The organism is Microbacterium sp., assembly GCF_035687345.1.
Classification (GTDB): domain Bacteria; phylum Actinomycetota; class Actinomycetes; order Actinomycetales; family Microbacteriaceae; genus Microbacterium.
This window is the reverse complement of record NZ_DASRXZ010000122.1, coordinates 1-26324: the sequence shown is the minus strand read 5'-3', so window position 1 is coordinate 26324 and position 26324 is coordinate 1. Positions and strand designations below refer to the sequence as shown.

The 26324-nt window shown below is 70.1% G+C and carries 28 protein-coding genes; 3 read left to right on the top strand and 25 right to left on the bottom strand.

Features of this window, described 5'->3' with window-relative positions; translation table 11 throughout:
- Window positions 1–29: 29 nt before the first annotated feature.
- Genes ilvD through VFF97_RS13525 form a run of 5 tightly spaced genes read right to left on the bottom strand, consistent with a single transcriptional unit; the run spans window position 30 to window position 5966 of the window.
- Entirely contained in the window at window positions 30–1736 is a 1707-nt protein-coding gene (gene ilvD, locus VFF97_RS13545) for a dihydroxy-acid dehydratase (protein ID WP_325034023.1), read from the bottom strand.
- Window positions 1737–1745: 9 nt separating this feature from the next.
- Window positions 1746–2732: a fumarylacetoacetate hydrolase family protein gene (locus tag VFF97_RS13540; RefSeq protein ID WP_325034022.1), complete on the bottom strand. Its 987-nt coding sequence runs from the start codon at window positions 2730–2732 to the stop codon at window positions 1746–1748.
- A gap of 16 nt (window positions 2733–2748) precedes the next feature.
- On the bottom strand, window positions 2749–3888 hold the full coding sequence (locus VFF97_RS13535) for an FAD-dependent monooxygenase (protein ID WP_325034021.1): 1140 nt from the start codon (window positions 3886–3888) through the stop codon (window positions 2749–2751).
- Window positions 3889–3940: 52 nt separating this feature from the next.
- Window positions 3941–4936, bottom strand: a complete 996-nt coding sequence (locus tag VFF97_RS13530) for a cyclase family protein (RefSeq protein WP_325034020.1) — start codon at window positions 4934–4936, stop codon at window positions 3941–3943.
- Between the two features lie 25 nt (window positions 4937–4961).
- Window positions 4962–5966 (bottom strand): VOC family protein, encoded by a 1005-nt coding sequence (locus VFF97_RS13525; RefSeq protein ID WP_325034019.1) that lies wholly within the window; start codon window positions 5964–5966, stop codon window positions 4962–4964.
- Between the two features lie 134 nt (window positions 5967–6100).
- On the opposite strand from VFF97_RS13525, the gene VFF97_RS13520 reads away from it, so the two are divergent.
- The gene (locus VFF97_RS13520; RefSeq protein WP_325034018.1) at window positions 6101–7021 is read left to right on the top strand and encodes a LysR family transcriptional regulator; all 921 of its coding nucleotides are present in this window, start codon (window positions 6101–6103) and stop codon (window positions 7019–7021) included.
- A 13-nt stretch (window positions 7022–7034) separates the two neighbouring features.
- Here the strand turns inward: VFF97_RS13520 and VFF97_RS13515 are convergent, their stop codons facing one another.
- The 8 genes from VFF97_RS13515 to VFF97_RS13480 form a co-directional block, all read right to left on the bottom strand.
- Entirely contained in the window at window positions 7035–8036 is a 1002-nt protein-coding gene (locus VFF97_RS13515) for an amidohydrolase family protein (protein ID WP_325034017.1), read from the bottom strand.
- Complete coding sequence (locus VFF97_RS13510) at window positions 8033–9055, bottom strand: fumarylacetoacetate hydrolase family protein (RefSeq protein ID WP_325034016.1); 1023 nt, start codon at window positions 9053–9055, stop codon at window positions 8033–8035. The genes VFF97_RS13515 and VFF97_RS13510 overlap by 4 nt, the downstream gene beginning before the upstream one ends.
- 37 nt (window positions 9056–9092) lie before the next feature.
- Window positions 9093–9905, bottom strand: coding sequence for an ABC transporter ATP-binding protein (locus VFF97_RS13505; RefSeq protein ID WP_325034015.1), 813 nt, complete (start codon window positions 9903–9905; stop codon window positions 9093–9095).
- Entirely contained in the window at window positions 9902–10714 is an 813-nt protein-coding gene (locus VFF97_RS13500; protein WP_325034014.1) for an ABC transporter permease, read from the bottom strand. Before VFF97_RS13500 ends, VFF97_RS13505 begins: the two co-directional genes overlap by 4 nt.
- A 1-nt stretch (window position 10715) precedes the next feature.
- Complete coding sequence (locus VFF97_RS13495; RefSeq protein WP_325034013.1) at window positions 10716–11537, bottom strand: ABC transporter permease; 822 nt, start codon at window positions 11535–11537, stop codon at window positions 10716–10718.
- A gap of 31 nt (window positions 11538–11568) precedes the next feature.
- Window positions 11569–12597, bottom strand: a complete 1029-nt coding sequence (locus VFF97_RS13490; protein ID WP_325034012.1) for an ABC transporter substrate-binding protein — start codon at window positions 12595–12597, stop codon at window positions 11569–11571.
- A gap of 164 nt (window positions 12598–12761) precedes the next feature.
- Window positions 12762–13568: a trehalose-phosphatase gene (gene otsB, locus VFF97_RS13485; RefSeq protein ID WP_325034011.1), complete on the bottom strand. Its 807-nt coding sequence runs from the start codon at window positions 13566–13568 to the stop codon at window positions 12762–12764.
- On the bottom strand, window positions 13565–15016 hold the full coding sequence (locus tag VFF97_RS13480; protein WP_325034010.1) for an alpha,alpha-trehalose-phosphate synthase (UDP-forming): 1452 nt from the start codon (window positions 15014–15016) through the stop codon (window positions 13565–13567). Before VFF97_RS13480 ends, otsB begins: the two co-directional genes overlap by 4 nt.
- 97 nt (window positions 15017–15113) lie before the next feature.
- On the opposite strand from VFF97_RS13480, the gene VFF97_RS13475 reads away from it, so the two are divergent.
- Entirely contained in the window at window positions 15114–15365 is a 252-nt protein-coding gene (locus VFF97_RS13475) for a hypothetical protein (RefSeq protein WP_325034009.1), read from the top strand.
- A 17-nt stretch (window positions 15366–15382) separates the two neighbouring features.
- Here VFF97_RS13475 and VFF97_RS13470 read toward each other — a convergent pair whose 3' ends face one another.
- The 4 genes from VFF97_RS13470 to VFF97_RS13455 form a co-directional block, all read right to left on the bottom strand.
- Entirely contained in the window at window positions 15383–15607 is a 225-nt protein-coding gene (locus tag VFF97_RS13470; protein ID WP_325034008.1) for a GNAT family N-acetyltransferase, read from the bottom strand.
- Window positions 15608–15890: 283 nt separating this feature from the next.
- Entirely contained in the window at window positions 15891–17075 is a 1185-nt protein-coding gene (locus VFF97_RS13465) for an acetyl-CoA C-acetyltransferase (RefSeq protein WP_325034007.1), read from the bottom strand.
- A complete protein-coding gene (locus tag VFF97_RS13460) occupies window positions 17072–17755 on the bottom strand; it encodes a CoA transferase subunit B (protein WP_325034006.1) in 684 nt (227 codons plus the stop codon). The genes VFF97_RS13465 and VFF97_RS13460 overlap by 4 nt, the downstream gene beginning before the upstream one ends.
- Window positions 17756–17757: 2 nt before the next feature.
- Entirely contained in the window at window positions 17758–18558 is an 801-nt protein-coding gene (locus VFF97_RS13455) for a CoA transferase subunit A (RefSeq protein ID WP_325034005.1), read from the bottom strand.
- 124 nt (window positions 18559–18682) lie between these two features.
- Between VFF97_RS13455 and VFF97_RS13450 the strand changes: the two genes are divergently transcribed.
- On the top strand, window positions 18683–19465 hold the full coding sequence (locus VFF97_RS13450) for an IclR family transcriptional regulator (protein WP_325034004.1): 783 nt from the start codon (window positions 18683–18685) through the stop codon (window positions 19463–19465).
- A gap of 7 nt (window positions 19466–19472) precedes the next feature.
- Here the strand turns inward: VFF97_RS13450 and VFF97_RS13445 are convergent, their stop codons facing one another.
- The 8 genes from VFF97_RS13445 to VFF97_RS13410 form a co-directional block, all read right to left on the bottom strand.
- On the bottom strand, window positions 19473–20375 hold the full coding sequence (locus VFF97_RS13445; protein ID WP_325034003.1) for an alpha/beta hydrolase: 903 nt from the start codon (window positions 20373–20375) through the stop codon (window positions 19473–19475).
- Window positions 20372–21127, bottom strand: a complete 756-nt coding sequence (locus VFF97_RS13440; protein ID WP_325034002.1) for a 3-hydroxybutyrate dehydrogenase — start codon at window positions 21125–21127, stop codon at window positions 20372–20374. Before VFF97_RS13440 ends, VFF97_RS13445 begins: the two co-directional genes overlap by 4 nt.
- The gene (locus VFF97_RS13435; RefSeq protein WP_325034001.1) at window positions 21124–21828 is read right to left on the bottom strand and encodes a TetR/AcrR family transcriptional regulator; all 705 of its coding nucleotides are present in this window, start codon (window positions 21826–21828) and stop codon (window positions 21124–21126) included. The genes VFF97_RS13440 and VFF97_RS13435 overlap by 4 nt, the downstream gene beginning before the upstream one ends.
- The gene (locus tag VFF97_RS13430) at window positions 21825–23396 is read right to left on the bottom strand and encodes a class I adenylate-forming enzyme family protein (protein ID WP_325034000.1); all 1572 of its coding nucleotides are present in this window, start codon (window positions 23394–23396) and stop codon (window positions 21825–21827) included. The genes VFF97_RS13435 and VFF97_RS13430 overlap by 4 nt, the downstream gene beginning before the upstream one ends.
- Window positions 23393–24445: a branched-chain amino acid ABC transporter permease gene (locus tag VFF97_RS13425; protein WP_325033999.1), complete on the bottom strand. Its 1053-nt coding sequence runs from the start codon at window positions 24443–24445 to the stop codon at window positions 23393–23395. The genes VFF97_RS13430 and VFF97_RS13425 overlap by 4 nt, the downstream gene beginning before the upstream one ends.
- Before the next feature lie 125 nt (window positions 24446–24570).
- A complete protein-coding gene (locus VFF97_RS13420) occupies window positions 24571–25446 on the bottom strand; it encodes a branched-chain amino acid ABC transporter permease (RefSeq protein ID WP_325033998.1) in 876 nt (291 codons plus the stop codon).
- Complete coding sequence (locus tag VFF97_RS13415; protein ID WP_325033997.1) at window positions 25443–26162, bottom strand: ABC transporter ATP-binding protein; 720 nt, start codon at window positions 26160–26162, stop codon at window positions 25443–25445. Before VFF97_RS13415 ends, VFF97_RS13420 begins: the two co-directional genes overlap by 4 nt.
- The gene (locus VFF97_RS13410; protein ID WP_325034073.1) at window positions 26159–26251 is read right to left on the bottom strand and encodes a hypothetical protein; all 93 of its coding nucleotides are present in this window, start codon (window positions 26249–26251) and stop codon (window positions 26159–26161) included. Before VFF97_RS13410 ends, VFF97_RS13415 begins: the two co-directional genes overlap by 4 nt.
- Window positions 26252–26324: the final 73 nt, after the last annotated feature.

Here is a 26324-nt window from a genome sequence, read left to right as displayed (position 1 = left end):
CAGCGCCGCTTCTCGACGACCGACGGGGGTCACCCCGTCACGGCGCCTTCGGCAGCGGAGCGCACGAGTCGGGAGTACTTGGCAAGGACGCCACGGGTATAGCGCGGAGGAAGGGGCTCCCAGCCAGAGCGGCGGGAGCTCAGCTCGGCTTCATCGACGAGTAGGTCGAGAGAGCGAGCCGCGATATCGACCCGTATCAGATCACCATCGCGCACGAAGGCGATGGGACCAGCGTCCACCGCTTCGGGTGCTATGTGGCCGATGCACAGGCCGGTTGTGCCGCCTGAGAATCGTCCGTCCGTCAAGAGTAGTACATCTTTTCCGAGCCCAGCGCCCTTGATGGCGGCGGTGATCGCGAGCATCTCCCGCATACCGGGGCCCCCCTTCGGCCCCTCGTAGCGGATGACCACGACGTCGCCGGCCGTGATCTCGCCGGCCTCCAGCGCGTCCATCGCGGCGCGCTCGCGCTCGAACACGCGCGCCGGCCCTTCGAACACCGCGGCGTCGAACCCGGCGGTCTTCACGACCGCGCCCTCGGGCGCGAGCGAGCCGTGCAGGATCGTGAGGCCGCCCGTGGCGTGGATGGGGTCGTCGAAGCGGTGGATGACCTTGCCGTCGACCGGATCGGGGTCGAGGTCGCGCAGGTTCTCGGCGAGCGTCTTGCCCGTGACGGTGAGCGCGTCGCCGTGCAGGAGGCCCTCGTCGAGCATCGCCTTCATGACCACCGGGATGCCTCCGTGGCGGTCGACGTCGTTCATGACGTACTGGCCGAACGGCTTCATATCGGCGACGTGCGGGACCTTGTCGCCGATGCGGTTGAAGTCGTGCAGGCTCAGCTCGACGTCGGCCTCGCGCGCGATCGCGAGGAGGTGCAGCACGACGTTTGTAGAGCCGCCGAGGGCCATCGCGAGCGCGATCGCGTTCTCGAACGCCTCCTTGGTGAGGATGTCGCGCGTCGTGATGCCGAGCCGCAGCAGGTTGACGACCGCCTCGCCCGAGCGGTGCGCGAACGCGTCGCGGCGCCGGTCGGCCGACGGCGGCGCGGCCGAGCCGGGAAGCGAGAGCCCGAGCGCCTCGGCGACGGACGCCATCGTGTTGGCGGTGTACATGCCGCCGCAGGCACCCTCACCCGGCGCGAACGAGCACTCGATGCGCTTGAGGTCGGCCTCGCTCATGCGGCCCGACAGGCACGCGCCGACTCCCTCGAAGGAGTCGATGATCGTGATCTCCTTCTCGGTGCCGTCGGAGAGCTTGACCCAGCCCGGCGCGATCGATCCGGCGTAGAGGAACACGCTCGACAGGTCGAGCCGTGCCGAAGCCATGAGCATGCCGGGGATCGACTTGTCGCATCCGGCCAGCAGCACCGTGCCGTCGAGGCGCTCGGCCATGACGACCGTCTCGACCGAGTCGGCGATGACCTCGCGCGAGACGAGCGAGAAGTGCATGCCCTCGTGGCCCATCGAGATGCCGTCCGACACCGAGATCGTGCCGAACTGCAGCGGGTAGCCGCCGCCGGCGTGCACGCCCTCCTTGGCGCCCTGCGCGAGCCGGTCGAGGCTCAGGTTGCACGGCGTGATCTCGTTCCAGCTCGAGGCGATGCCGATCTGCGGCTTGTCCCAGTCCTCGTCGCCCATGCCGACGCCGCGGAGCATTCCGCGGGAGGTCGTGGCTTCGATGCCGTCTGTCACCACGCGACTGCGCGGCTTGATGTCGATAGTGCTGTCGGACTGGTTCACATGTGAAGTCTATTCGCGGCCGTCGACCGCTCGCGCCCGCGGCTGAGGGCGGCGACGCGCGGGAGGCAGAACGTGCGGGCGCCTGCGCGGGGCGCCCACGATTCCGACCAGCTCGCCGAGACGTTCGACCCGCATGCTCACGACATCGCCCTCCTGCAACGGCGGCGGGACGAGCTCGCCGCCCGCGAGTCCCCACAGCTCCGCGAGGCATCCGCCGTTGCCGACCGTGCCCGCGCCGATGACGTCACCGGGCATCACCCGCGACGCGCGAGAAGCGTAGGAGATGAGCTCGGGGAACGTCCACGCCATGTTGGAGAGGAGGTCGGCGCCCGTGAGGACGCCGTTGACGTACACTTCGGCGCGCAACGCGAGGAATCCGTCCTCGTCGATGCGATCGTCGACCTCATCCGCCGTCACGATCCAGGGCCCGAGGGAGGTGGCGAAGTCCTTGCCCTTCGCGGGCCCGAGGCGCACGTTCATCTCGTGGATCTGGATGTCCCGCGCCGACCAGTCGTTCATGATGACGTAGCCGAAGATGCGCCCCTCGGCCGTCGCGGGATCGAGGTCCTCCCCCGGTTCGCCCCCGAGCACGACGGCGACCTCGAGCTCGTAGTCGAGCCTTTCCGTCGCGGGCGGGCGGATGCGGGCGCCCGAGCCGTGGAGGGTGTGCGGGTTGGTGAAGTAGAAGGTGGGCGACTCGTACCACTGAGCGGGCACGTTCGGGCGTCCTCGAGCGTCGGCGCTCATGCCCTCGACGTGCTCCTCGAAGACCGCGAAGTCGCGCACTGCTCCGGGGACGACGGGCGGGAGCAGCTCCACGTCCGACAGGGCGCGTCCCGGGCGACCGGTCGTCGCGGCCTCCGCCTCGTGCGCGTAGTCGAGTCCGCGTCGCAGCACCTCGGCGAGTGCGATCCCGTCCGGGAACCGCACGACGGCATCCGCCTCGACGACCCCCTCCTCGACCTCACCGCGATGCGTCCAGCGTGCGATCCTCATTGCGATCCTCCTCGATTCACAGCGGGCGGGCGAGCCGCTCGCCCAGTTCGGCGATCAGGCGCGGCATCTCGGCGGAATGGTCCTCGCCGTCGCGCTGCCACTCCGCGAGCTGCACGGATGCGTCGACCACGGCGGTCGCGCGCGCGACGCGCCGACGGTGGAACTCGTCCCACAGCTCCGACGTGATCTCCGTCGCCTCGACGACGAGGTCGGTGAGCACGAGCGCGTCCTCGAGCGCCTGCGCGGCACCCTGCGCGATCGTGGGCGGGCACGAATGCGCGGCATCGCCGATGATGACCGTGCGACCCCGATTCCACGGCGCCGGGACGACGTGGCGCGTGAACCACGTGTAGTTCACCAGCGCGTCGCCCGAGTCCAGGTCGGCGCGGATGCTGTCCCACGGTCCTCCGTACGCGCGCGACCGCTCGCGCATGTACGCGGCGCCTTCCGCGGCGGGGAGGTCGAAGTGCCGCTCGGCGTCGAAGACGAGGAACGCGTACATGGAGTCCACGCCGGTGGGCGTGTATCCCGCGATGTAGGCCGGTCCGCCGTAGTACAGCTCCGTCGTCTCCACCTCGGCGGGGCGCGAGACGAACGCGCGCCAGATGCCCATGCCGGTCGGCTCGGGTCCGGTCGTGATCCCGAGGCTCGCGCGTATCGCGGAGTGCAGTCCGTCCGCGCCGATCACGAGGTCGTACGTCCCCACGTCCCCCGTCTCCGACTCGAGGGTCACGACGCCCTGCCCCTCGCGGACGCCCGTCGCACGCACGTCGAACCGCGCGCGCACGCCCGCGGCCGTCGCGTGCTCGAAGAGGATGCGTGCGAGGGCCGGACGCGGCATCCCCATCGCCGAGGGCATCCCGGCCACCGGCGCGGACCCCTCCGCACGTCGTGCGATGACAGGCGCGTCGGGTCCGGGTGCCCGCAGCACGAGACCGTCGAACGGATAGCCGGCGGCGGCGACGTCCTCCCACGCGCCGAGCGCGGCGAACGCCTGAAGCGCGTTCGCCTGCAGCGAGATGCCCGACCCGAGCGCCGTGAGCTCGGGCTGGGCCTCGATCAGATCGACGGCGATGCCGGCACGCGCGAGCCGGATGGCTGCTGCGAGACCGGAGACGCCTGCGCCGACGACGGCGACATTGCTGACAGCTGGCATCTCGGAACCTCCTTGTTCAGAGAGTCGGGTGGGGCGAGCACCGCCCCGGTGTTCAGAGCAGTGCGATCGGATTGAGAGGAGAGCCCACCGCACCCGTCACGGGAAGCGGGGCCGCCGAGAGCAGGAACTCGTAGCGGCGCGTCTCCGCGCACACCGCGCCGAGCTCCTCGAGATCCCACATCTCGCCGACCGTGAGGCCCATGTTGGGGATCACGATCTGGTGGAGCGGCTGGAAGGAGTCGTCGAACTCGTTGGGGCGCACCTCGAAGCCCCACGTGTCCGTCGCGACGGCGGCGATCTCCGTGCGGTGCAGCCACCCGGCTGTCGTGATCGACAGGCCCGGCGCCGGTCCGCCCGCGTACTCGCCCCATCCGTCCCGGCGGGCGCGAGCCAGCTGGCCCGTGCGCACCAGGAGGATGTCCCCGCGGCCGACGCGCGAGGTCTCCCCCTGGTGCTCCACGCACGCGTCCAGGTCTTCGACCGTGATCGCGTACCCGTCTTCCAGCTCTCCGGTCTCGGGTCGCAGGAAGCGGCCCATGTCGAGGAGCACGCCGCGCGAGACGATGGTGGCGGCCGCGTGCTCGATGCCCGTGACGAGGTCGCCCTCGGTCGTCACGACGTCGCCCGCCTTGCGACCGTTGTACGCCATGCCCCGGTCGAAGATGTGACCGAGCCCGTCCCACTGCGTCGAGCACTGGAGCGGCATGACGATCATGTCGTCCGCACCGCCGATGCCATGCGAGAAGCGATACGGATGGCGCTCGTGATCGAGTCCCGTCCCCGTCATCGTGTGGACTGGGTTGTTCCGCTTCTTCCAGCCGCGCTGCGGCCCGTCCTCGTCGAACGGCTGGCCGAGCGACACGGCTCGACCCAGCGCGACCAGCTGTGCCGCCTCGACCCGCTTGCGCTCATCGATGAAGTTGAGCGTCCCGAGCCTGTCGTCGGCGCCCCACCGACCCCAGTTCCGGTACGCCTCGGCACGGATCACGACTTCACCCAGAGCATCCGCGCGATCGAGATCGGCGGGGTTCTCCGACAACGAACTCATGACCTGCTCCCCGACCGGCGGGCGATCACGCCTTGCCCTTGAGGAGGTCGCCCTTCACCTCGTCCGGAACGCCCTGCTCCGTCGCGGTCGGACCGTCGGCCGGCGGGAACGACTCCGTCAGCGACAGCGGCATGGTCTTGTTGCGGTAGATGTCGTACGAGCCCTGCGAGGTCTTCCAGGTCTGCGGCTCCCAGTCCGGCACGTAGTTGCGGTAGCCGCCGCTGTTCAACTCGACGCGCATGCCCGACGGCTCGCGGTAGTAGAGGAACGACTGCTCGCCGATGCCGTGGATCGTCGGCCCGTACTCGATGTGCACGCCGTTCTCCATGAGCAGGTCGGCTGCGATGAGCATCTCCTCGAGCGTGTCGTACCAGTACGCGTAGTGATTGACGCGCCCGGAGCGCGTGGACCCGTCCAGCACGACGCCGAGGTCGTGCGACTTCTCGTTCGTCGTGAGGACCGAGAACACCGAGAGCGGCGCGTCCTCCAGCACGGTGCGGGCCATGATCCGGAACCCGAGGACCTCGCTGTACCACTGCGCGAAGGCGTCCACGTCGCTCGCGCAGATCGTGACGTGGTCGAGATGACGCGGGGCGCCCGCGACCCGCGAGCGACGCTGCGGACGATCCGGGAAGGTCGAGGCGAGCTCGCCCTCGGTGTAGCGGTGGTGCACCGCGTCCCAGTGCAGCACCATGGTGTGGCCCCACGGCCCGACGAACCGGTACGCGCGTCCGATGTCGCGGCCGTCGAACCACTCGCCCGCGACGCCCTTCGCCTCGATGCGGCGGACCGCCTCGTCGAGGGCCTCGCGGCTCGTCGTGCGCCACGCCATCGAGTGCAGCGCGGTCTCCTCGGCTTGCTCGATCACGAGGCTGTAGGTGTAGTAGTCGCCCCACGCCCGCAGGTACACCCGGTCGCCGTCGCGTGCGACCTCCGTCATTCCCAGATGAGTGACGTAGAAGTCGACGGATGCCTGGACGTCGCGCGTCGTCAACGCGACGTAGGACAGGTGGGAGAGCAGGGTGATCATCGTCGATCCTTTCAGGCGTGGAACAAGCTCGTCTCGATTGTGGGCGAGGTGGAACCATTGGGGAACGGCATAATCACTATCATCGGCATCAGTATTTCCGATACTTCTGGCATCCACTCAGAGAGGAGCAGACGGTGGCCGACGACCCGTTGCTCTCCCGCCTCGATCTCAACCTCCTCGTGTCGCTCGACGCGCTGCTCACCGAGCGGAACGTCACGCGCGCGGCCGAGCGCCTGCACCTGAGCCAGCCGTCCCTGAGTGCGGCGCTCGCACGCCTTCGCGCGCACTTCGACGATCCCCTGCTCGCGCGGCGCGGAAACACGTATGAGCTCACGCCGCTCGCGACCCGTCTCCTCGAGCACACCGCCGATGCGCTCAGCGCCGTGCGCCGTGTGTTCGAGAGCCAGTCCCGGTGGGACCCGTCCCAATCCACCCGCACCTTCACGGTGCACGGCTCCGACTACGCGCTCACCGTCATCGGCGCGACGCTGTCCCGCCTCGTGAGCGCCCAGGCGCCCGGCGTGCGCCTGCGGCTCGTGCCGACTTCCAGCATGGGCATCGACGACGTCCTCAATCGGCTCGCGTCGGTCGACGGCCTGATCCTGCCGTACGGCATCACCGCCGATCGCCCGTCCATGGACCTGTGGCGCGACGACTGGGTGATCCTCGCGGCAGAGGACAACCCGCGCGCCACGCCGACCGTGAGCCTGGAGGCGCTCTCGGCGTCGCCGTGGGTGTTCACGTATCAGACGCGGTCGTCGTTCACCGCGGTCGGCCGCCAGCTCGAGCAGCTCGGACTCCAGCCGCGCGTGGAAGCCGTGGTGGAGAGCTTCTCCCTGCTGCCGCTCTACGTCGCCCAGACCGACCGCTTCGCGTTGATCCAGCGCAAGCTGGCGCCGCGTGTCCTGGGCCTCGGGGGCGTTCAGGTGTGCGAGATCCCGTTCGAGCCGGTTCCGCTCATCGAGGCGCTGTGGTGGCACCCCGCGCACGGCAACGACCCGGAGCACGTATGGCTCCGCGGCCTGTTCGCCGAAGCGGCGCGCGATCTCCAATGACGCGCTGCGGGCTTCACAGCGCCGCGCGCGCGGAGAGAGCGCCGGCGTTGTCCGCGAGGATCCCCGAGGCGGTGCCCTCGTCGAGACCCGCGCCCCGGATGAACCCGACCGGGTCATCGAGGCCCATGTCGAACGGATAGTCGCTGCCCAGCACGACGCGTTCCGCGCCGGCCACCTCGATGAGCTGTCTGAGCGCACGGTCATCGTGCACGACCGTGTCGAACCACATGCGACGCAGGTACTCGGACGGCGCCCGGAGGCACTCCTGGGCATCCGGGCGCACACGCCACGCATGGTCCGATCGACCGATCGCGGTGGGCAGGTACCCGCCGCCGTGTGCCGCGACGATGCGCAGTTCCGGATGCCGGTCGAGCACGCCCGCGAAGATGAGATGCGACAGCGCGACCGCGTTCTCCACCGGCTGCCCCACGGTGTTGGCGAGGTAGAACCGGTCCAGCCGCTCGTCGAGCGAGCATCCGAACGGATGCACGAAGACGACTGCGCGCAACTCCGCGGCTCGTGCCCAGAACGGCTCGAGCCGGGGATCTGAGAGCTCGACGTCGCCCGCGAACGACGAGATCTCCACACCCACGAGCCCGTGTTCGAGCACAGCGTCGTCCAGTGCCGCGACAGTCTCAACCGGATGCTGCAGAGGAACGAGCCCCAGGCCCACAAGGCGGTCCGGTGCCGCAGCGACATGCTCTGCGACGAGCCGATTCGCCTCTCGGGCCGCCCATGTCGCGAGCGCGCGAGGCGCCCAAGGGTAGAAATGGTTCGGCGACGCGCTCACCCACTGCCGGTCCACACCCTGCTCGTCCATTCGCCGCAGCCGATGCTCCACGTCGACGAGTGCGGGGATCCGTGCGGCCACCATGGGGCCGGACACCGCCTGGCTGGCGGCGCCGTTGCGCCGCAGATCGAGTTCCGCCGCGGCGCGCACGAGGTCGGGCTCGCGGCGCTCGACTTCCGCATGCAGCGTGGGCAGCAGAACGTGGGCATGCACATCCGTGATCATGCGCGGATCTCCCCCAATCGTCGCGGGTGCGGCGTGGCCGCACTCGTGGGCGACGACGCACTCGGCTCCGCCACGCATCGCACCACCTGGGTGCCGAGGTGCGTGATGCTGCCCGTGAGCACATCGCCGTCGCGCAGGAAGCGATCCCAATGCTGTCCGTTGCCGGCCGGGCTGCCCGTCAAGACGAGGTCACCGGGCAGCAGCGGGATCGTCTGAGATGCCGTTGAGACGATGTGCGCGACGTCGTACACGAGCTCGGCCGTCGAGGCGTCCTGCATCGTGCGGCCGTTCAGCTCGAGGTGCACGCGGAGGTCGCCCGGATCGACGTAGGGCGCCGGCACGAGGAAGGGCCCGGTCGGGAGGAAACCGGGCGCGTTCTTCGAACGGAACCAGTCCGCTCCCATCGCCCCGACATCGCGCGGGAACACGAGGTCACGCGTGGTGATGTCGTTCACGATCGTGTACCCCGCGACATGGGCTGCCGCCTCCTCGGGCGTCACCCGGAAGGCGGGCGCTCCGATGACCGCGGCGAGCTCCAGCTCCCAGTCGTGCCGGTCGCTGCCCGCGGGCAGGACGAGCGGTTCGTCGTCGCCGACGACGCACTGGGGCAGGCCGATGAAGATGAACGCACGCCCGCTTGCGGCACGCTCGTCCATCGCGCGCTCCGCACGCGCCCGAGCCTCCTCCTCGCTGATGCCGCTGTCGCCGCGGGTCATGCTCGCCACCGCGAGCTGGATGACGTGCGTGCGGTAGTTCGCACCGGCCTGGAGCACCTGGCGCGGCTCGACGGGTGCGGTGAGCGTCACGTCGGAGAGGGCTCGCCACGGTCCGTCCGCGTGCGCGAGCGTTTCGAGTCGGGCCCACTCGGCCGCCGCGAGGAACGCATTCAGATCGGCGGCGCCGAGCTCGTCGGGACCGAGCGGACGGATCCGATCGCCTCGGACGACTCCGAGCGTGACGCCGGCGTCGTCTCGGAACCGTGCGAGTGCGAACGGGGCATCCGGTGCTCGTGTCGTCATCGCGTCCCCATCCACTCGACACTCTCCGCTCCCGCGCTCAATCGGTCACCGCCGCGGGCGTCAGGCTGTTCTGCTGGATCTCGCCGAGGACGCGCGTGCGCAGCTCGACGAACGTCGGCGTGGACTTCGTCGTGAGCTGCGTCCGCTCTCGACCGAGGGGCACCTCGACGTCGTCGACGATGCTCGACGGCCGCCCGCCCAGGACGACCACGCGATCTCCGAGGTACACGGCCTCGTCGATGTCATGCGTCACGACGACGATGGTGATCCCGATCTCGTTGCGAAGGCGCAGCACGAGGTCCTCGAGGTCGAACCGGGTCTGGGCGTCGAGCGATCCGAACGGCTCGTCCATCAGCATGATCGGCGCCTCGTACGCGAGAGCCCGTGCGATGGCGACGCGCTGCTGCATGCCGCCTGACAGCTGCCAAGGATACTTGTCCTCATTGCCGCCGAGGCCCACCACCTCGAGCGCTTCGCGCGCGCGCCGGCGTCGTTCGGCCTTGCCGACGCCACGGCCCTCGAGCGGGAAGGCGACGTTGTCGGCGACCTTCATCCACGGCATGAGCGAACCGCGGTAGTCCTGGAACACGACCGCGATCTTCTCGGACGGTTCCGTGATCTCCTCGCCGGCGAGCGACACCGAGCCCGTGCTCGGCGCCGCGAGCCCCGCGAGCAGTCGCAGCAGGGTCGTCTTGCCCACGCCGGACGGCCCGACGAGGCACGTGACGTCCCCCGTGCGGATCTGCAGGGTCAGTCCGTGGATGACCTCGACGCGGCTCTCGCCGGTTCCGAACGACTTGCCCACGTCCGCTGCGCTGAGCGCGACATCCGTCGCCATGTCACGGGTCATGACTTGTCTCCCTTCGAGACGCGCCCGGAACGTCGCGTCTCCGCGTCCTGCCGGGTCCACGCGAGCACGCGATGCTCGCCGAACATGTACAGCGCGGTGAAGAGCCATCCGATGACTCCGATCAGCAGCGTCCCGGCCCACGTCTCGGGCAGTTGGAAGCGCTGTCCGCTCTGCAGGATGAAATGGCCCACACCCTCCGTGGACCCGTACATCTCGCTCACCACGAGCATGACGATCCCGATGGAGATGGCCAGCCGCAGCCCGATCGCGATCTGCGGCGCCGCGCCCGGCAGCACGACCCGACGGATGCGCAGAGCGAGCGGGATGCGATAGGAGCGCGCGGTCTCGAACACGCTGGCCTGGATCGAGCGGACTCCTTCGATCGTGTTGAGCAGGATGGGCCACACGCACGCGAGGAAGATGAGGAAGACCTTCGGGCCCCGCCCGACGCCGAGCGTGAGGATCACGATGGGCACGAAGACCACGATGGGCAGGGTGCGGAAGAAGTCCAGGTAGGGCGAGAGCACCTGCCCGACGCGAGGCATGAGGCCGATCGCGGTGCCGATCGCGACACCGACGACGGTCGCCAGGATCAGGGCCATGAAGTAGTTGCCGAAGCTGTACGCGAGCGAGCTCCACAGCGTTCCTGATGCGGCCCAGTCGCCGAATGCGGCGAGGATGGTCGTCAGCGGCGGCCAGAACACCGATGTCGACTGCGCCGACACGAGGAACCACGCCAGCACCAGCACGACGGGCAGCCACACCTGCAGCAGGACCGCCGAGACAGGACCGTACGACTTGACGTTCATCTCAGTCCTCCCCCTTCACCGGCGGCCGCCACCGCACGATGGCCGACTGGAGCCTCTCGAGACCGGCGTTCACGCCGAACCCGAGCAGTCCCGCGGTCACGATGTACGCATAGGCCACCGGCGGGTTCGCGCCCAGCTGCGCATCCGTGATCTGGTTGCCGATTCCCGCCGAGCCGCTGAGGACCTCGGTCGAGATCGCGACGAGAACGGCGACGGATGCGCCGAGCCGCAGTCCCGTCAGGATCGAGGGTGCGGCGCTGGGCAGCATGACCCTGCGCACGAGGAGTCCGCGGGGAGTGCGGAAGGCGCGCGCGGTCTCGAGGATCGAGGGCGGGATGCGGCGCACGCCCTGCTGCGTCTGCACGATGATGAGGAACACCACCGCGACGAACACGAGCGTCGCCTTGAGCTCGATTCCCCGGCCGAGGATCAGCACCATCACGGCGATGAGGGCGACCGCCGGGAAGGCCCGACCGAAGTCGATGAGGAAGCGCATCGACAGCTCGGCCGCACTCGACGCCGCCGTGAGGATGCCGATCGCGATGCCGACGACAGCGGCCGCCGCGAGTCCGACTGCGGCGCCCCACAGGGTGAGCCCGAGCGCCTCCCAATACTGCGCCGTGACGATCTGCTCGCCCAGAGCGACGGCGACCGCCGCCGGCGAGGGCAGAAGCCCGGCCGGGAAGAGATCCGATGCCGAGATCGCCGCCCACAGTGCGATCCCGCCGACGAACACCACCGCGCGCCACAGCGCGATGGCCGGGACGGCGCGGCGGCGGTTGTCCGCCGCCGCGCTCGCCCGGATGGTCTGAGTCCAGGTCACGATCGTGAATTCACCTGCCGGCCGTCGCCGGTCAGCGCGCCCCTTCCCAGACCAGCTCCTCGTAGGTGAGGTCGTCGCGAACCTCGCCGAGGGTCTTCATGACCTCGAGCATGCGGTCCCAACCGCCCTTGTCGAGCTCGACCGACAGCACATCGAGCATCATCACGTTGTCGACGAAGGGCGGCGGCAGCTCCGTGTTCTCGCGGTAGACGCGACGCACCTCGTCCGGGTTCGCGTTGGAGAACTCGGTCGCTTCGCGGAGACCCTCCAGGAAGCGCTCGAGCGCGACGGGGTTCTTCTCGGCGTACTCCCGGCTGGCGACCCACACCACCTGCGGTGCGTACGGCAGGAACTCGCGGACGCCGGTTCCGACGCGCGTGAAGCCGTTGTCGACCGCCTGCAGGAGGAAGATGCTGAACGTGAAGATCGCGTCGACCTGACCGTTCGCCGCCGCGGCGACCATCGCGTCCACCGGGATGGGGACGAACTCGACCTCGTCCAGCGGGATGCCGTTCTCTTCGAGCGCGGCCACGACCGTGAGGTGAGGAAGTCCACCGAGCTCGGGGATGCCGACCTTCTTGCCGCGCAGGTCCGACCAGTCCTTGATCGGGCTGCCCGGAGGGACGATGAGGCCATCGGAGGCCTCGCCCTCCTGATTCGGGTCGGCGGACTTCGTCCCCGCGACCACCACGATCGGCATGCGCTCGTTGATCGCGCGGACGGCGGTCACGGCATCCGTCGCCGCGATGTCCATCTCGCCCGCGATGAGCGCGGAGTTCGTCGCTGCGCCGCCGCCGCCACCGGTCACCTGCAGATCGACGTCGAGCCCGGCATCCTCGAAGAAGCCCTTCTCGTGCGCCAGGATCGAGTTCTCGATCGTGACGGCACCGCGCGCGACGGTCATCGAGATGACCTCCGGCGCGTCGGCGTCGGATGACCCGGCGTTCGATGCCGGCGTGGACGAGCCGGCGCAGCCTGCGAACACCGCGGTGAGAGACAGAGCGGCGGTCGTGGCGATCGCGGTCTTCCGCCAGCGGCGCAAGGGTCGACGAGGTCCCATTTCATCTCCTTTGATGGATCCGGAACTCACCCGCCGCGGTCCCCGTCGGGGCGCGTGCCGGTGCAGTTAACCCACTATCGGCATGGCCGTAACCATCAGGGAAGAACGGTTTGCCGATGCGAAGTATCGGCCTTGCCGATGACTGCCGCGAGGCGGAAAGGGCGTTACGCGGCGCCCCGCTCGTCGGAGCGCAGGCGGGCGAGCGACGCGAGAGCGCGCGCCATGGCGGGGATGTCGGGCACCCTCACACGCGCCGCCGACGGCCGGTCGCCGACGAGGATCCCGAGGTCGCCCGGCCCCAGGCTGCCGAGCGCGTCCTCGTCGGTCACGTCGTCGCCCGCGTAGAGCACCGCGTCGGCGTGCGTGAGCTCGCGCAGCTTGCGGACCGCGGTGTCCTTCCCCTCGTCGCGGAACGCGTATTCGACGATGTTCCGTCCCGTGCGGCGCCGCCACGAGGGCGCTTCGGCGGCCACCAGGTCGTCGACCTCGGCGTCGGCACGGGCGGCGGTCGCGGCATCCGTCAATCGCGTGTGCACCGCGAACCCGAACGTCTTCGGCTCGATCCAGACGTTGTCGTACTTCGACACGATCGACTCGGCGTGCGCGCGCAGCTCGTCGCGCAACGCGATCTCGCCCTCGTCCTCGCTGGGCTCGAGCGGCCCCTCCCCTGGAATCCAGTACTCGGCCCCGTGCGAGCCGGCGAGGAAGATCGGCGAGTCGTCGCGGTGCTCGGCGATGTGCCGCAGGTCGACGAGGCTGCGCCCCGACACGAACGCGACGGAGACGCCCGGCTCGCCGACGAGCGCATCGACGGCGGACGCCGCCTCGGGCAGCATGCGGGCGTCGAGCGGCACGTCTTGGAGCGGCGCGAGCGTGCCGTCGAAGTCGAGGGCGACGAGGAGGTGATCGGATGCGGCGATCCGCCGCAGCTCGGCCTGCAGCGTCTCTTCGGCGTCGTCGGGGATGTTCACGCGGTGACCCTCCTCGGTCGCTGGCGTTTCTCGTCGCGAGCGGCTGCGAGCGCGTCGAGGAACGACCTCGACCAGCGCTCGACGTCGTTCTCGATGACCTTGCGGCGGAGCGCGCGCATGCGGCGCCCCTGCTCGGCCGGAGGCATCGCGATCGCGCGCATGATCGTGTCTTTCAGCGCGTCGATGTCGTGCGGGTTGACGCGCAGCGCCGACCCGAGCTCGTCGGAGGCGCCCGTGAACTCGCTCAGCACGAGCACGCCGCGGTTGTCGATGCGCGAGGCGACGTACTCCTTCGCGACGAGGTTCATGCCGTCCCGCAAGGCCGTGACGAGCATGACGTCGGCGGCGAGGAAGAGCGCGACCATCTCCTCGCGCGGATACGCCTGATGCAGGTACCGGATCGCGGTGTGGCCCATCGTGTCGTGGTCGCCGTTGATGCGTCCGACCGTGAGCTCGATCTCGTCCCGCAGCTGCACGTACGAGTCGACGCGCTCGCGGCTCGGGCTCGCGACCTGCACGAGCGTCGTGTCCTCGACGTCGATGAGGCCGTCCTCGAGGAGCTCGCCGAAGGCCTTCAGCCGATGACGGATGCCCTTGGTGTAGTCGAGCCGGTCGACGCCGAGGAGGATCTTCGACGGATTGCCGAGGCTCTCGCGGATCTCCTTCGCGCGGGCCTGCACGTCCGGGCGCTTCGCCATCTCTATGTACGACTCGGCGTCGATCGAGATCGGATATGCGCGGGCGAGGGCCGAGCGCGTGCTGCCGTCGGCCTCGGGCACCGTGATGCGGGACGAGCGCGTCTCGTAGTGCAGGAGGCGCCGGATCGCGCGTGCGAAGTTGCCTGCGTCGGCGACGCGCTGGAAGCCGATGACGTCGGCGCCGAGGAGTCCCTCGAGCACCTGGCGTCGCCACGGCAGCTGTGAGTACAGGCCATATGCCGGGAACGGGATGTGATGGAAGTAGCCGATCGTGAGGTCGGGTCGCGATTCGCGGATCATCTGCGGCACGAGCTGCAGCTGGTAGTCCTGCACCCAGACGGTCCCGCCCTCGGCGGCGACGTCGGCGGCGGCATCCGCGAATCTCCGATTCACGCGCACGTACGCGTCCCACCACACGCGGCGATAGCGCGGCACCGCGATCACGTCGTGGTAGAGCGGCCAGATCGTGTCGTTCGAGAAGCCCTCGTAATACAGCTCGACGTCGTCGTCGCTGAGGGTCACGGGCACCAGGTTGACGCCGTCGAACTCGAATGGATCGACCTTGAGATCCGGTCGGCCGGGCCAGCCCACCCACGCGCCGTCGGTGCGCCGCATCACCGGTTCGAGTGCGGTCACGAGGCCGCCGGGAGACCGCCGCCAGGAGCCCTCGCCATCACTCCCCTCAGCCGAGTCGGGCACCCAGTCGACAGGCAGACGATTGGCGACGACGACGAACTCGGCTCCGGACACGCGGGCTCCTCACTCGGGGGGTACGCGGCAATAGCCAGGCTATCGCGATGCCGCAACCCCGATGCCCGCGTTGACATGTGGGCGCTAGCGTGTTCGCATGCGCAAGTATCTGTTCGGCACCGGCCTGCTCACCGCGATCACGGGCGGCATCACGCTGCTGCGCAGCCTCCGCACCGAGCAGTTCACGTGGCGCACCGCGCTCGCGTGGCTGAGCTGGGGCATCTCGCTCGCGCTCGCGATCGGTGCGGTCGTCGACGTGCGCCGTGCGCGCCACGGTGAGCTCGCTCCCGCCGACTCCCCCGTGCACGGCAAGGAGTCGAAGATCTTCCGCAAGAGCGTTCGGAGCTGACGCACTCCGGCTGCGGATCAGAGTCGGATCTCGTAGTGCACGAACCCGGTGTGCTTCGCGACCCGGTCGTAGAGGGCGCGCGCGGTGGTGTTCGTCTCGTGCGTGAGCCAGTACAGCTTGGAGCAGCCGGATGCCTCGGCCCACGCCCGCGCGTGCTCGATGAGCGCCCGGCCGGCGCCCGTGCCGCGGGCGTCGGTGAGACGAAGAGGTCCTCGAGGTAGCAGTACGTCGTCGTGGTCCACGTCGCCGGATGCGCGAGCCAGTGCACGAGGCCGACCGCCCGTCCGTCGGCGTCGCGCGCGAGCGCACCGTGGAGCTCGCGGCCCGCGACGAGACGCTCGAATGTCGACTCGGTGACGGCTTCCGGAAGCGTCGCCTCGTAGAACTCGAGATACGCGCGCCAGAGCGGCAGCCACTCGTCGCGATCAGCCGCGGTGAGGTCGTGGATCGTGGTCATCCGACGACGGTACCGCCCGCGCGGCCCGGGTCCGGGTCGCGCGGGCGGTGCTGCGTCTTTCCGAGGCGTCAGCGCGTGATGATGAGCGCGTCGCCCTGCCCGCCGCCGCCGCACAGCGCGACCGCGGCCGTGCCTCCACCCCGGCGCACGAGCTCGTGCACGGTGTGGACGACGAGGCGGTTGCCGGATGCGCCGATCGGGTGGCCGATCGCGATGCCGCCGCCGTGGATGTTCACGACGTCGTCCGACAGGCCGAGCTGACGCTGCGACGCGGCGACGACCGAGCCGAAAGCCTCGTTGATCTCGACGAAATCGAGGTCGGCCGGCGTGATGCCCTGCTTCGCGCACGCCTTCTCGATCGCGCGAGCGGGCTGCGCCTGCAGCGAGTTGTCGGGCCCCGCGACCTGCCCCGAAGCGCCGATCACCGCGAGGACGGCCCACCCCTTCTCGGCGGCGTGAGCGCGCGTCGTGAGCACGACGGCCGACGCACCGTCGGAGATCTGGGACGAGTTGCCCGCCGTGATCGTGCCGCCCTCGGCGAACGCGGGGCGCAGCTTCGCAAGGGTCTCGACGGTCGTGTCGGGGCGGATGCCCTCGTCGCGCGTCACGCGCACGGGGTCGCCCTTGCGCTGCGGGATCTCCACCTCGACGATCTCGTCGGCGAAGACTCCCGAGTCCCACGCGGCCGCCGCACGCTGGTGCGAGCGGGCCGCGACGGCGTCCTGCTCCTCGCGCGTGACCTCGTACTCGGGGTTGCGCCGCTCGGTCGAGGCGCCCATGCTCTCGCGGTCATACGCGTCGGTGAGCCCGTCGTAGGCCATGTGGTCGAGCACCTCGACCGAGCCGTACGTCCAGCCGTCGCGCGAGCCCATGAGCAGGTGCGGCGCGCGGGTCATCGACTCCATGCCGGCGGCCACGACGACGGTCGCGTCGCCCGCCGCGAGCATGCGGGCGCCGTCGATGACGGCGGTCAGCCCCGACAGGCACACCTTGTTGACCGAGGACGCGTGCACGTCCCATCCGAGCCCCGCACCGATCGCGGCCTGGCGCGCGGGGTTCTGACCCGATCCTGCGGGGAGCACCTGTCCGACGAGGACGGCGTCGACCTCCTCGGCCGGGATCCCGCCCTTCTCGAGCGCACCGCGGATCGCGGCGCTGCCGAGCTGCACCGCGGTGAGCGGCGCGAGCTGGCCCTTGAGCCGCCCCTGCGGCGTGCGTGCGGCGGCGACGATGACGATGTCGTCGTTGTTCATGCGTTCTCCTCCACGGGCTCCTTGACGCCGTCCACGAGGTGCAGGTGGTCGGACACGGTGAGCGGCGGCTCGGTCGCGGCGATCACCTCGTCGACCGTCACACCGGGCGCGACCTCGATGAGGACGAGGCCGTCGGGCGTGACGTCGATGACGCCGAGGTCGGTGATGATGCGGTCGACGACGCCCCTGCCGGTGAGCGGCAGCGAGCACTCGTTCACGATCTTCGGCGAGCCGTCCTTCGCGACGTGCTCCATCAGCACGATGACCTTCCCCGCACCGTGCACGAGGTCCATCGCGCCGCCCGGTCCCTTGACCATCTTTCCGGGGATCATCCAGTTCGCGAGGTCGCCCTCGACCGAGACCTGCATCGCGCCGAGGATCGCCGCGTCGATCTTGCCGCCACGGATCATGCCGAAGCTCGTGGCCGAGTCGAAGAAGGCGGCGCCGGGGAGCGTCGTGACCGTCTCCTTGCCTGCGTTGATGAGGTCGGGGTCGACGTTCTCCTCGGTGGGGTACGGACCGACTCCGAGGATCCCGTTCTCGGACTGCAGCACGACCGTGACGTCGTCGGGCACGTAGTTCGGCACGAGCGTCGGCAGCCCGATCCCGAGGTTGACGTACGAGCCGTCGGCGAGCTCGCGGGCGGCGCGCGCGGCCATCTCGTTGCGGGTCAGGGCCATGGTCATGCTCCTTCCGGCATCTCGCGCGCGGCGGTCTGTGCGACCGAGACCGTGCGTCGTTCGATGCGCTTCTCGATGTCGGTTCCGACCTCCACGATGCGGTGCACGTAGATGCCGGGGAGATGGATGCTGTCGGGGTCGAGCTCGCCGGGCTCGACGAGCTCCTCGACCTGCGCGATGCACACACGGCCGGCCATCGCCGCGAGCGGGTTGAAGTTGCGCGCGGCCTTGTTGAAGACGAGGTTGCCGTGGCGGTCGCCGCGCAGCGCGTGGACGAGCGCGAAGTCGGTGACGATGGCCTCTTCGAGCACGAACTCGCGCGGTTCGCCGTTCACGTCGAACGTGCGCACGTCCTTCACGGGCGACGCGACGGCGATGCCGCCGTCGGGGGCGTACCTGCGCGGGAGCCCGCCCTCGGCGACCTGGGTGCCGACGCCGGTCTGGGTGTAGAAGGCGGCGATGCCGGATCCGCCCGCCCGCAGCTTCTCGGCGAGCGTGCCCTGGGGTGTCAGCTCGAGCTCGAGCTCACCGGAGAGGAACTGGCGCTCGAACTCCTTGTTCTCGCCCACGTACGACGAGGTCATCTTGCGGATGCGCTTCGCGTTCAGGAGGATCCCGAGGCCCCAGTCGTCGACCCCGCAGTTGTTCGAGACGATGCTGAGGTCGGTCGTCCCCTGGGCGAGCAGCGCCTCGATGAGCGCGATCGGGTTGCCCGAGAGTCCGAAGCCGCCGACCGCGAGGGTCGCCCCGTCGGGGATGTCGGCGACCGCCTCGGCGGCGGACGGGTACGTCTTGTCGATCACCCGGTACTCCTTCGTACGTGTCGATTCACCGTGTCCCTCCATCGTGACCGCTGCCGGTGCGCTCGCGCACGCCGGGGCTTGCGATGTGGATCAACCGACGCCTACTGTCCATATCGTGGACACGATGCCGAGGAACGCGATCCCGGGCACACAGTCCGTCTCGCGTGCGGCGCGCCTCCTTCGGCTCGTCACGGCGGGCGGCGACGAGGGCACCCCGGTCGGCGAGCTCGCGCGCAGCGCACAGCTCACGCGGCCGACGACGCATCGGCTGCTGTCGGCGCTTCGTGCGGAGGGGCTCGTCGACCTCGATGAGCGCACGGGGCGCTGGATGCCCGGGCCCGAGCTCTACCTCATGGGCACCGTCGCGGCATCCCGCTACGACATCACCGCGATCGCGCGCGACATCGTGCGCTCGCTCGCCGTGCGCACCGAGGAGAGCGCGTTCCTCTCGGTGCGTCGCGGCGATGAGACGGTGTGCCTCCTGCGCGAGGAAGGCAGCTTCCCCATCCGTTCGTTCGTGCTGAGCGAGGGCGTGCGATTCCCGCTGGGCGTGGCATCCGCCGGTCTCGCGATCCTCGCGTTCCTGCCGCCTCACGATGTGGACGCCTATTTCGAGCGGCACCCCGAGCTCGCCGAGCGGTGGGGCGCCGCCCACAGCGAGGCGCGCCTGCGCGTGCGGCTGCGCGAGACCGTCGAGCGGGGCTGCGCGCTGAACCCGGGGCTCATCGTCGAGGGCAGCTACGGCATGGGCGCCGCGGTGTTCACGAAGGAGGGTCATCCGCAGTGGGCCCTCAGCATCACGGGGGTCGAGTTCCGTTTCGGACCCGATCGGCTCCCCGAGCTCACGCGGACGCTCCTGGCCCACGCGCACCAGCTGACGTCGCGCATCCAGGCCGCGGGACGCTGATCCGAGTTCAGGCTCCCGGGCTCGAGACCACCGGCTCCTCGCGCACGACGCGGGCGACCGCATCCGCCCCTCGCTCAGACAGCACGATCGTGTAGTGGTTCACGCCCGGCACCGCCACGTGCTGCAGTCCCGGGTGCTGCGCGAGCAGCGTCGGGATCCGCTCGGCCGCGTACAGTGCGGGCACCTGATCGAGCAGGCCGCGCTCGGCGGTGAGGAACACGGTCGGATGCCGCAGCCCCGCGAGCGCGTCGGCGAGAGCCGTGCCCGTGTTCTGGTCGATCGAGTCCTCCGCGACCGTCTCGTACGAGGTCGCGGGGCGCAGCTCGGGCTCCTCCCCGACGAGGTCGTACGCGAGGTAGCGTTCGAGCTCGGGCGTCCAGTCTTTCGCGAACGCGGGGTGCGCGCGCCAGAAGTCGAGGTAGTCGGCGACCGTCGCGAACCGCATCGCGAGGCGCTCCGCCGTGGGGCCGAGCACGTGCTGGATCACCTCGTCGGGCGACATGCCCTCGGGCACGTCGAGCGGCAGGCCGCCGTCCACGAGCACGAGACGCGACACGCGGTCCGCGTGACGGTCGGCGAACACGAGGCTCACGAACGCACCCATCGAGTGTCCGACGACGAGCGCCCGCGGCACGTCGAGCGCGTCGACCACGGCCGCCAGATCGTCGGCGTGCGCGTTCATGCCGGCGTGGCCTGCGAGCCCCGCGCTCGCGCCGCGCCCGCGCAGATCGGGAGCGATGACGCGTGCTCCCGGAAGCACCTCGACGACGAACGGCCACGCGAGGTGCGACGACGTCACGCCGTGCACGGCCAGCACGTCGAGGGTGTGCTCGCCGTCCGGCTCCCATACGCCCACGCGCAGGTCGCCCCCGCGCACGGGGACGTCGATCGTCCGATACGTGTGCGTCATCGAGCCGTCCACCCGCCGTCGATCGTGTACGAGGCGCCCGTGACCATCCCGGCCTTGTCGGAAGCGAGCCACCCCGCGAGCGACGCGACCTCGTCGGCCTCGACGAGGCGCTTGACCGCCGTCTCGGTGAGCATGATCTTCTCGACGACCTCGCTCTCGGGGATCCCGTGCACGCGCGCCTGGTCGGCGATCTGCTTCTCGACGAGCGGGGTGCGCACATATGCCGGGTTGATGCAGTTGCTCGTCACGCCGTGCGGCGCGCCCTCGAGCGCCGTGACCTTCGAGAGCCCCTCGAGGCCGTGCTTCGCCGACACGTACGCCGATTTGTACGCGCTCGCGCGGAGTCCGTGGGCACTCGAGATGTTGATGATGCGTCCCCACCCCCGCTCGTACATCCCTGGAAGCACCGCGCGGATGAGCAGGAACGGCGACTCGAGCATGAGCCTCAGCAGCAGCCGGAAGTTCTCGGGGTCGAACTCGGTGATCGGCGCGACGCGCTGGATGCCGGCGTTGTTCACGAGGATGTCCGCCTCGAGCGACAGCGACTCGAGCGCCTTCGTGTCGGACAGGTCCACGACCCACGGCTCGCCGCCGACGGCTGCGGCCGCGGCATCCGCCGATTCGGCATCGACGTCCGCGACGATCACGTGTGCACCCCGGCGCGCGAACTCGTGCGCGCACGCGAGTCCGATGCCGCTCGCTCCGCCGGTGACGATCGCGCGTCGGCCTTCGAGGTCGTGTTCGGTGGTCATCGGCCGCCTTCCTTGGACGAATCGGATGCCGCGCCGTCACGCGGCGCGAGTGCGTTGTCGATGAAGCGCATGAGCGCGTCGAAGATCTCCTGGTCGAGCTCGGCCGGCGGGCGGCCCTTCTCGTCGCGCTCCCACAGCAGGAACCGCATGCCGACGAGCTCGCCCATGCCCATGAGCGCCCACGCAGTGACGGTCGGGTCGAGCCGGCGGTCGACGTCGCCGACCTGCTGCGCCGCACGCAGCCCCGCCTCGTAGCCCTCCACGATGCGCGTGTAGTGCAGGTGCAGCGTCTCGGGCGAGACGAACTCCGCCTCGCGCACGACCCGGTAGAGGGCCGGGTGTGCAGCAGTGAAGCGGAAGAACCCCGCGAAGCCCGCACGCTCGGCCTCGAGGCGCGAGCCCGCTCCGGCCATCGCCTCCGACATCGAGCGGCGCACGCGGCGGTTGAGGTCGAGGACGAGCGCCTCGAAGATCGTCTGCTTGCTGTCGAAGTACAGGTAGAAGGTGCCCAGGCCGATGCCCGCGCGCTCCGTGATCTTGACGATCGACGCCTCGTGGTAGCCCTGCTCGGCGAAGACCGCCTCGGCGGCCTCGAGCAGCCGCGTGCGCGTGGCTTCGCCGCGCTTGGTGAGCGGACGGCCGGTCGCCGACGACACCGGCGCCTCGTCTTCGGCCATGTCGATGCTGTCGTGCAGGCTCATGCTCGATCCCTCCGTTGCGCACCGGTCGCGCCGGCCATCACGCGCTGAGCTCGTTCGCGCAGGCGCGCCCGTGCGAGCTTCTCGATCGTGGAGCGCGGCAGCACATCGACGAACTCGATCGCCACCGGCACCTTGAACGCCGCGAGGTGGCGCCGTGCGTGCGCGAGCACCTCGTCGGACGACAGCGCCGCACCCGCGGCGGGCACGACGAAGGCGACGCCGCGCTCCCCCCACACCGGGTCCGGCACGCCGACGACGGCGGCCGAGTCGATGAGCGGATGCCGCGTCAGCGCCGCCTCGACCTCTGCGGGAGCCACGTTCTCGCCGCCCGAGATGAAGATGTCCTTGAGTCGGTCGACGATGCGGAAGACGCCCTCGTCGTCGCGGTGCACGACGTCGCCCGTGCGCAGCCATCCGTCGCGCATGGCGCGGTGCGTGGCATCCGCGTCGCCCAGGTATCCCGCGAAGACGCTCGGGCCGGCGACCCACAGCTCCCCCGTCGCGTCGCCTTCGAGCGGCAGCAGCGTCTCGGTGTCGACGACGCACGTCTGCACGTACGGGTACGGGCGTCCGACGGTGCCGGGGCGCGCGCAGCCGTCGGAGGGCGCGTGCAGCACGTTGGGACCCGCCTCGGTGAGGCCGTAGCCCTGCGTGAGCGGCGCGCCGCGGTCGGACCACGTGCGCTGAAGCTCGTCGGGCATCGTCGCACCGCCGACGAGCGCGAGGCGCAGCGATGAGAGGTCGCTCGACTCCCAGTCGCGGTCGGCCGCCAGGAGTGCGTACTGCGTGGGCACGCCCATCATCGCCGTGACACGGCGCTCGCCGATGAGCTGGAGCACCCGCCCGGGTTGGAACGAGCGCTCGAGCACGACCGTCGCGCCCGTCCACCACGCGAGCAGCGGCTGGCAGTTCCACGCCGCGACATGGAACTGCGGGAGCATCGCGAGAACGACGTCGTCCTGCGTGATCGGCAGCGCACGGGCGAGCGCGAGGTTGTTCCAGAAGCAGTTGGCGTGCGTGAGCACGACGCCCTTGGGCGCCGCCTCGCTGCCCGACGTGAAGATGACCAGAAGCGGATCGTCGTCGCGCACCGCACGCGAAGCGCGCGTCTCGTGCGGCGCCGGCACCGCGACCTCGACGCCGGTCGTGCCGAGCGGGGCGACGGGCGGCACAGGTCCGAGGCCCGACCAGCCGCGCAGCGCCTCATCCGCGAGGGCGCTGTACTCGTCCTCGACGAGCACGAGCGCCGGCGCGCAGCGCGAGACGACGTCCGACAGCTCGCTCGGTGTCAGACGCCACGAGAGGGGCACGAATGCGAGCCCCGCGAGCGCGCACGCGAAGAACGCGACGACGTGATCGGTCGAGTTGCCCGACACCGTCGCGACGCGGTGACCCGGGCCGTAGCCCGCGTCGCGCAGCGCCTCGGCGAGCGCCCCGGCGCGGCGCGCGAGCTCCGCGTACGCGATCGTGACCCCGCGGTCGTCGATCGCCACGCGCTCGGGCGACTGCGCGGCACGATCGGTCAGCCAGCGGCCGATCGTGTGCGGCTCGTCGTGCGGCTCGATCACGCCTTCACCTCCACCGGCGACGACGTCTCGTCTTCGGCATCGTCCATCGTGCGCAGGGCTCCCCTCACGCGCTCGCCCCGGCGGCGGCGCACCCATGCGTCGATCGTGCCCGCGATTCCGCCCGGAAGGAACATCACGACGATGATGAACAGCACGCCGAGGAGGAACAGCGGCTCCGACAGGGGCACGCGGAGGAACTCGGGAAGGCCGGCGATCGCGTCGGACCCGGCGAGCACCGTGAGTCGCTGGTCGAGCAGTGTGTAGAGCACGCCGCCGAGGATCGCGCCCCAGCGGAAGCCGACGCCGCCGAGCACGACCATCACGAGGATCGTGATCGTGAGATCCGCCGACACCGCGCGCGGCACCGTGCCGGACTGCAGGAGCAGGTAGGCGACGCCGGCAAGGCTCGCGAGCACCGCCGCGATCACGAACACCGCGAGCCGCACGCGGTACGGCTGAAGGCCGAGCACGCGCACGCGCTGCTCGTTCTCGCGCGTGGCGCGGGCCAAGTGGCCGAGACGCGACGTGTCGACCCACAGCGTCACGAGGTACACGATGACGAGCACGACGAGGCACAGCCAGTAGAGGTTGCGCGTGTTGATGACGCCGACGAGGAAGTCGGGCACCTGCTCGGTCGCGAGGCTCAGGCCCTCCTCACCGCCCGTCACCGCCGAGTTGCGGCGCACGAGCACGGAACCCGCCTGCGCGAAAGCGAGTGTGACCATCGCGAACGGGATGCCCGAGACGCGCATCGCGACCGCGCCCGTGGCCATGCCGACGATCATTCCGCCCACGAGCGCGAGGAACACGCCGGGCCACAGCGGCACGCCGAGGTGCTCCAGCGCGATGCCGAGGCCGTACGCCCCCGCGCCGAAATACAGCGCATGGCCGAACGACAGCATGCCGGCGGAGCCGAGGAGCAGGTTGTACGACAGCGCGAGCGCTGCGAACACCATGCACAGCGAAAGCAGCGCGAGCGTGCCCGGCATGTACGTCGGCGTGGGCAGGATGCCGGGGATCGAGATGTTCAGCAGGGGAAGGATCGCCATGAAGACGACCAGCACGATGCCCGCGATCGCGGGGATGAACCTGGAGGCGGATCGCTGATCCGAACCCGGTCGGTGATTCGCGCCCGATCGCTGATCCGAACCCGGTCGGTGAGCCTGTCGAACCGTCATGCCTTCCTCCCGAGCAGACCTCGCGGGCGCACGAGCAGCACGACCGCGAGGAGGATCACGACGATGAAGTCACCGGTGCCGCCGAGGTAGAAGTTGGCGAACTGCTGCAGCACGGCGACGAGAACGGATGCCACGGCCGCACCCGTGAGCGACCCGAGGCCGCCCACCACGGTGACGATGAACGCGAAGATGAGCAGCGTCTGCCCGAGGTGGGCCGACACGAACGTCGAGTAGTGCATCGCGAGCACGCCACCGATGCCTGCGGCCGCGCCGCCGATCGCGAACACGAGGGTGAAGGAGGTGCGCACGTCGATGCCGAGCGCGGTGACCATCGACCGGTTCTCCACCCCGGCGCGGATGATCATGCCGTACCGCGTCTTGCGCAGGAACAGCACGAGCGCCGCGAGCACGAGTGCCGCCGCGATCATGAGCACCCAGTACGTGTTCGGGATGCGCGCGCCGAGCACCTCGGTGGTCTGGCGCAGCCACGGCGGACCGGAGATGTTGATCGGGTCGGTGCCCCAGATGCCTTCGAAGAGCGCGACGGCGGCGAAGGAGAGCCCGACCGTCACGAGCACCTGCTCGATGTGCCGCTCGTAGAGCGGACGGATGAGCACGAGCTCGGTCGCGGTCGCGAACAAGGCTCCGACCGCGGCGCCCACGAGCACCGAGACGAGGAACGCCCCCCACGACTGCGTACCGAGGGCGCCGGCCACGAGGTATCCGGCGAACGCGCTCAGGGTCAGGAACGCGCCGTGCGCGAAGTTGAGCACGTGCATGAGGCCGTAGATGAGGCTGAGCCCGGATGCCACGAGGAAGTACAGGGCGCCGAGGCCGACACCCGTGATGAGGGTCAGGACGACGGTGCTCATGCCGCGGCCTCCACGTGCACGCCGAGGAGCCGGCGGGTCAGGTCGTCGTCGGCGAGGAGCTCGGCCGCGTCTCCGACGTGCACCACCCGGCCGGCACTGATGACGATCGCGTCCTTCGCGAGGCGGCGCACGACATCGAGGTTCTGCTCGACGAGGAGGATGGGCACCGTACGCGAGGCTTCGGCGAGGGCATCCGCCACCTCGCCCACGATCTTGGGTGCGAGTCCCTTCGTGGGCTCGTCGACGAGGAGCAGGCGATTGTCGTTGATCAGGGCGCGTGCGACCGACACCATCTGCTGCTGCCCGCCCGAGAGCGTGCCGGCGGGCTGGTCGCGCCGAGCGACGAGGTCGGGGAACAACTCGGCGACGAACTCGCGACGGGGGTTGCGCTGGCGCTCCGCGAGCGCGAGGTTCTCGGCCACCGTGAGCGACGCGAACACCTCGCGGTCCTCCGGCACGTAGCCCACGCCGCGCTGGACCACCTTGTGCGGCGGCAGCCCGTCGATGCGCTCCCCCGCGAGGCGCACCTCGCCGCGGCGGTTGATGAGCCCCAGGATGCCGCGCAGCGTCGACGTCTTGCCGACGCCGTTGCGGCCGAGGACCGCCGTGATGCCGGTGGCCGGCACCTCGAACGTGACGTCCTCGACGACCTGCTGCCCGGCGATGGAGCAGCGGAGGTTCTCGACGGTGAGGATGGGCTCGGTCGTGGTGCTCATGCGGCGCTCCCCAGGTACGCGGACTGCACGAGCGGGTCGGCCATGATGCGCTGCGGGGTGTCGTACGCGATGATGCTCCCCGAGTACATGACGGCGACCTTCTCGACGAGCCCCATGAGCACGTCGATGTGGTGCTCGACCATGAGGACGGTGCATCCGGTC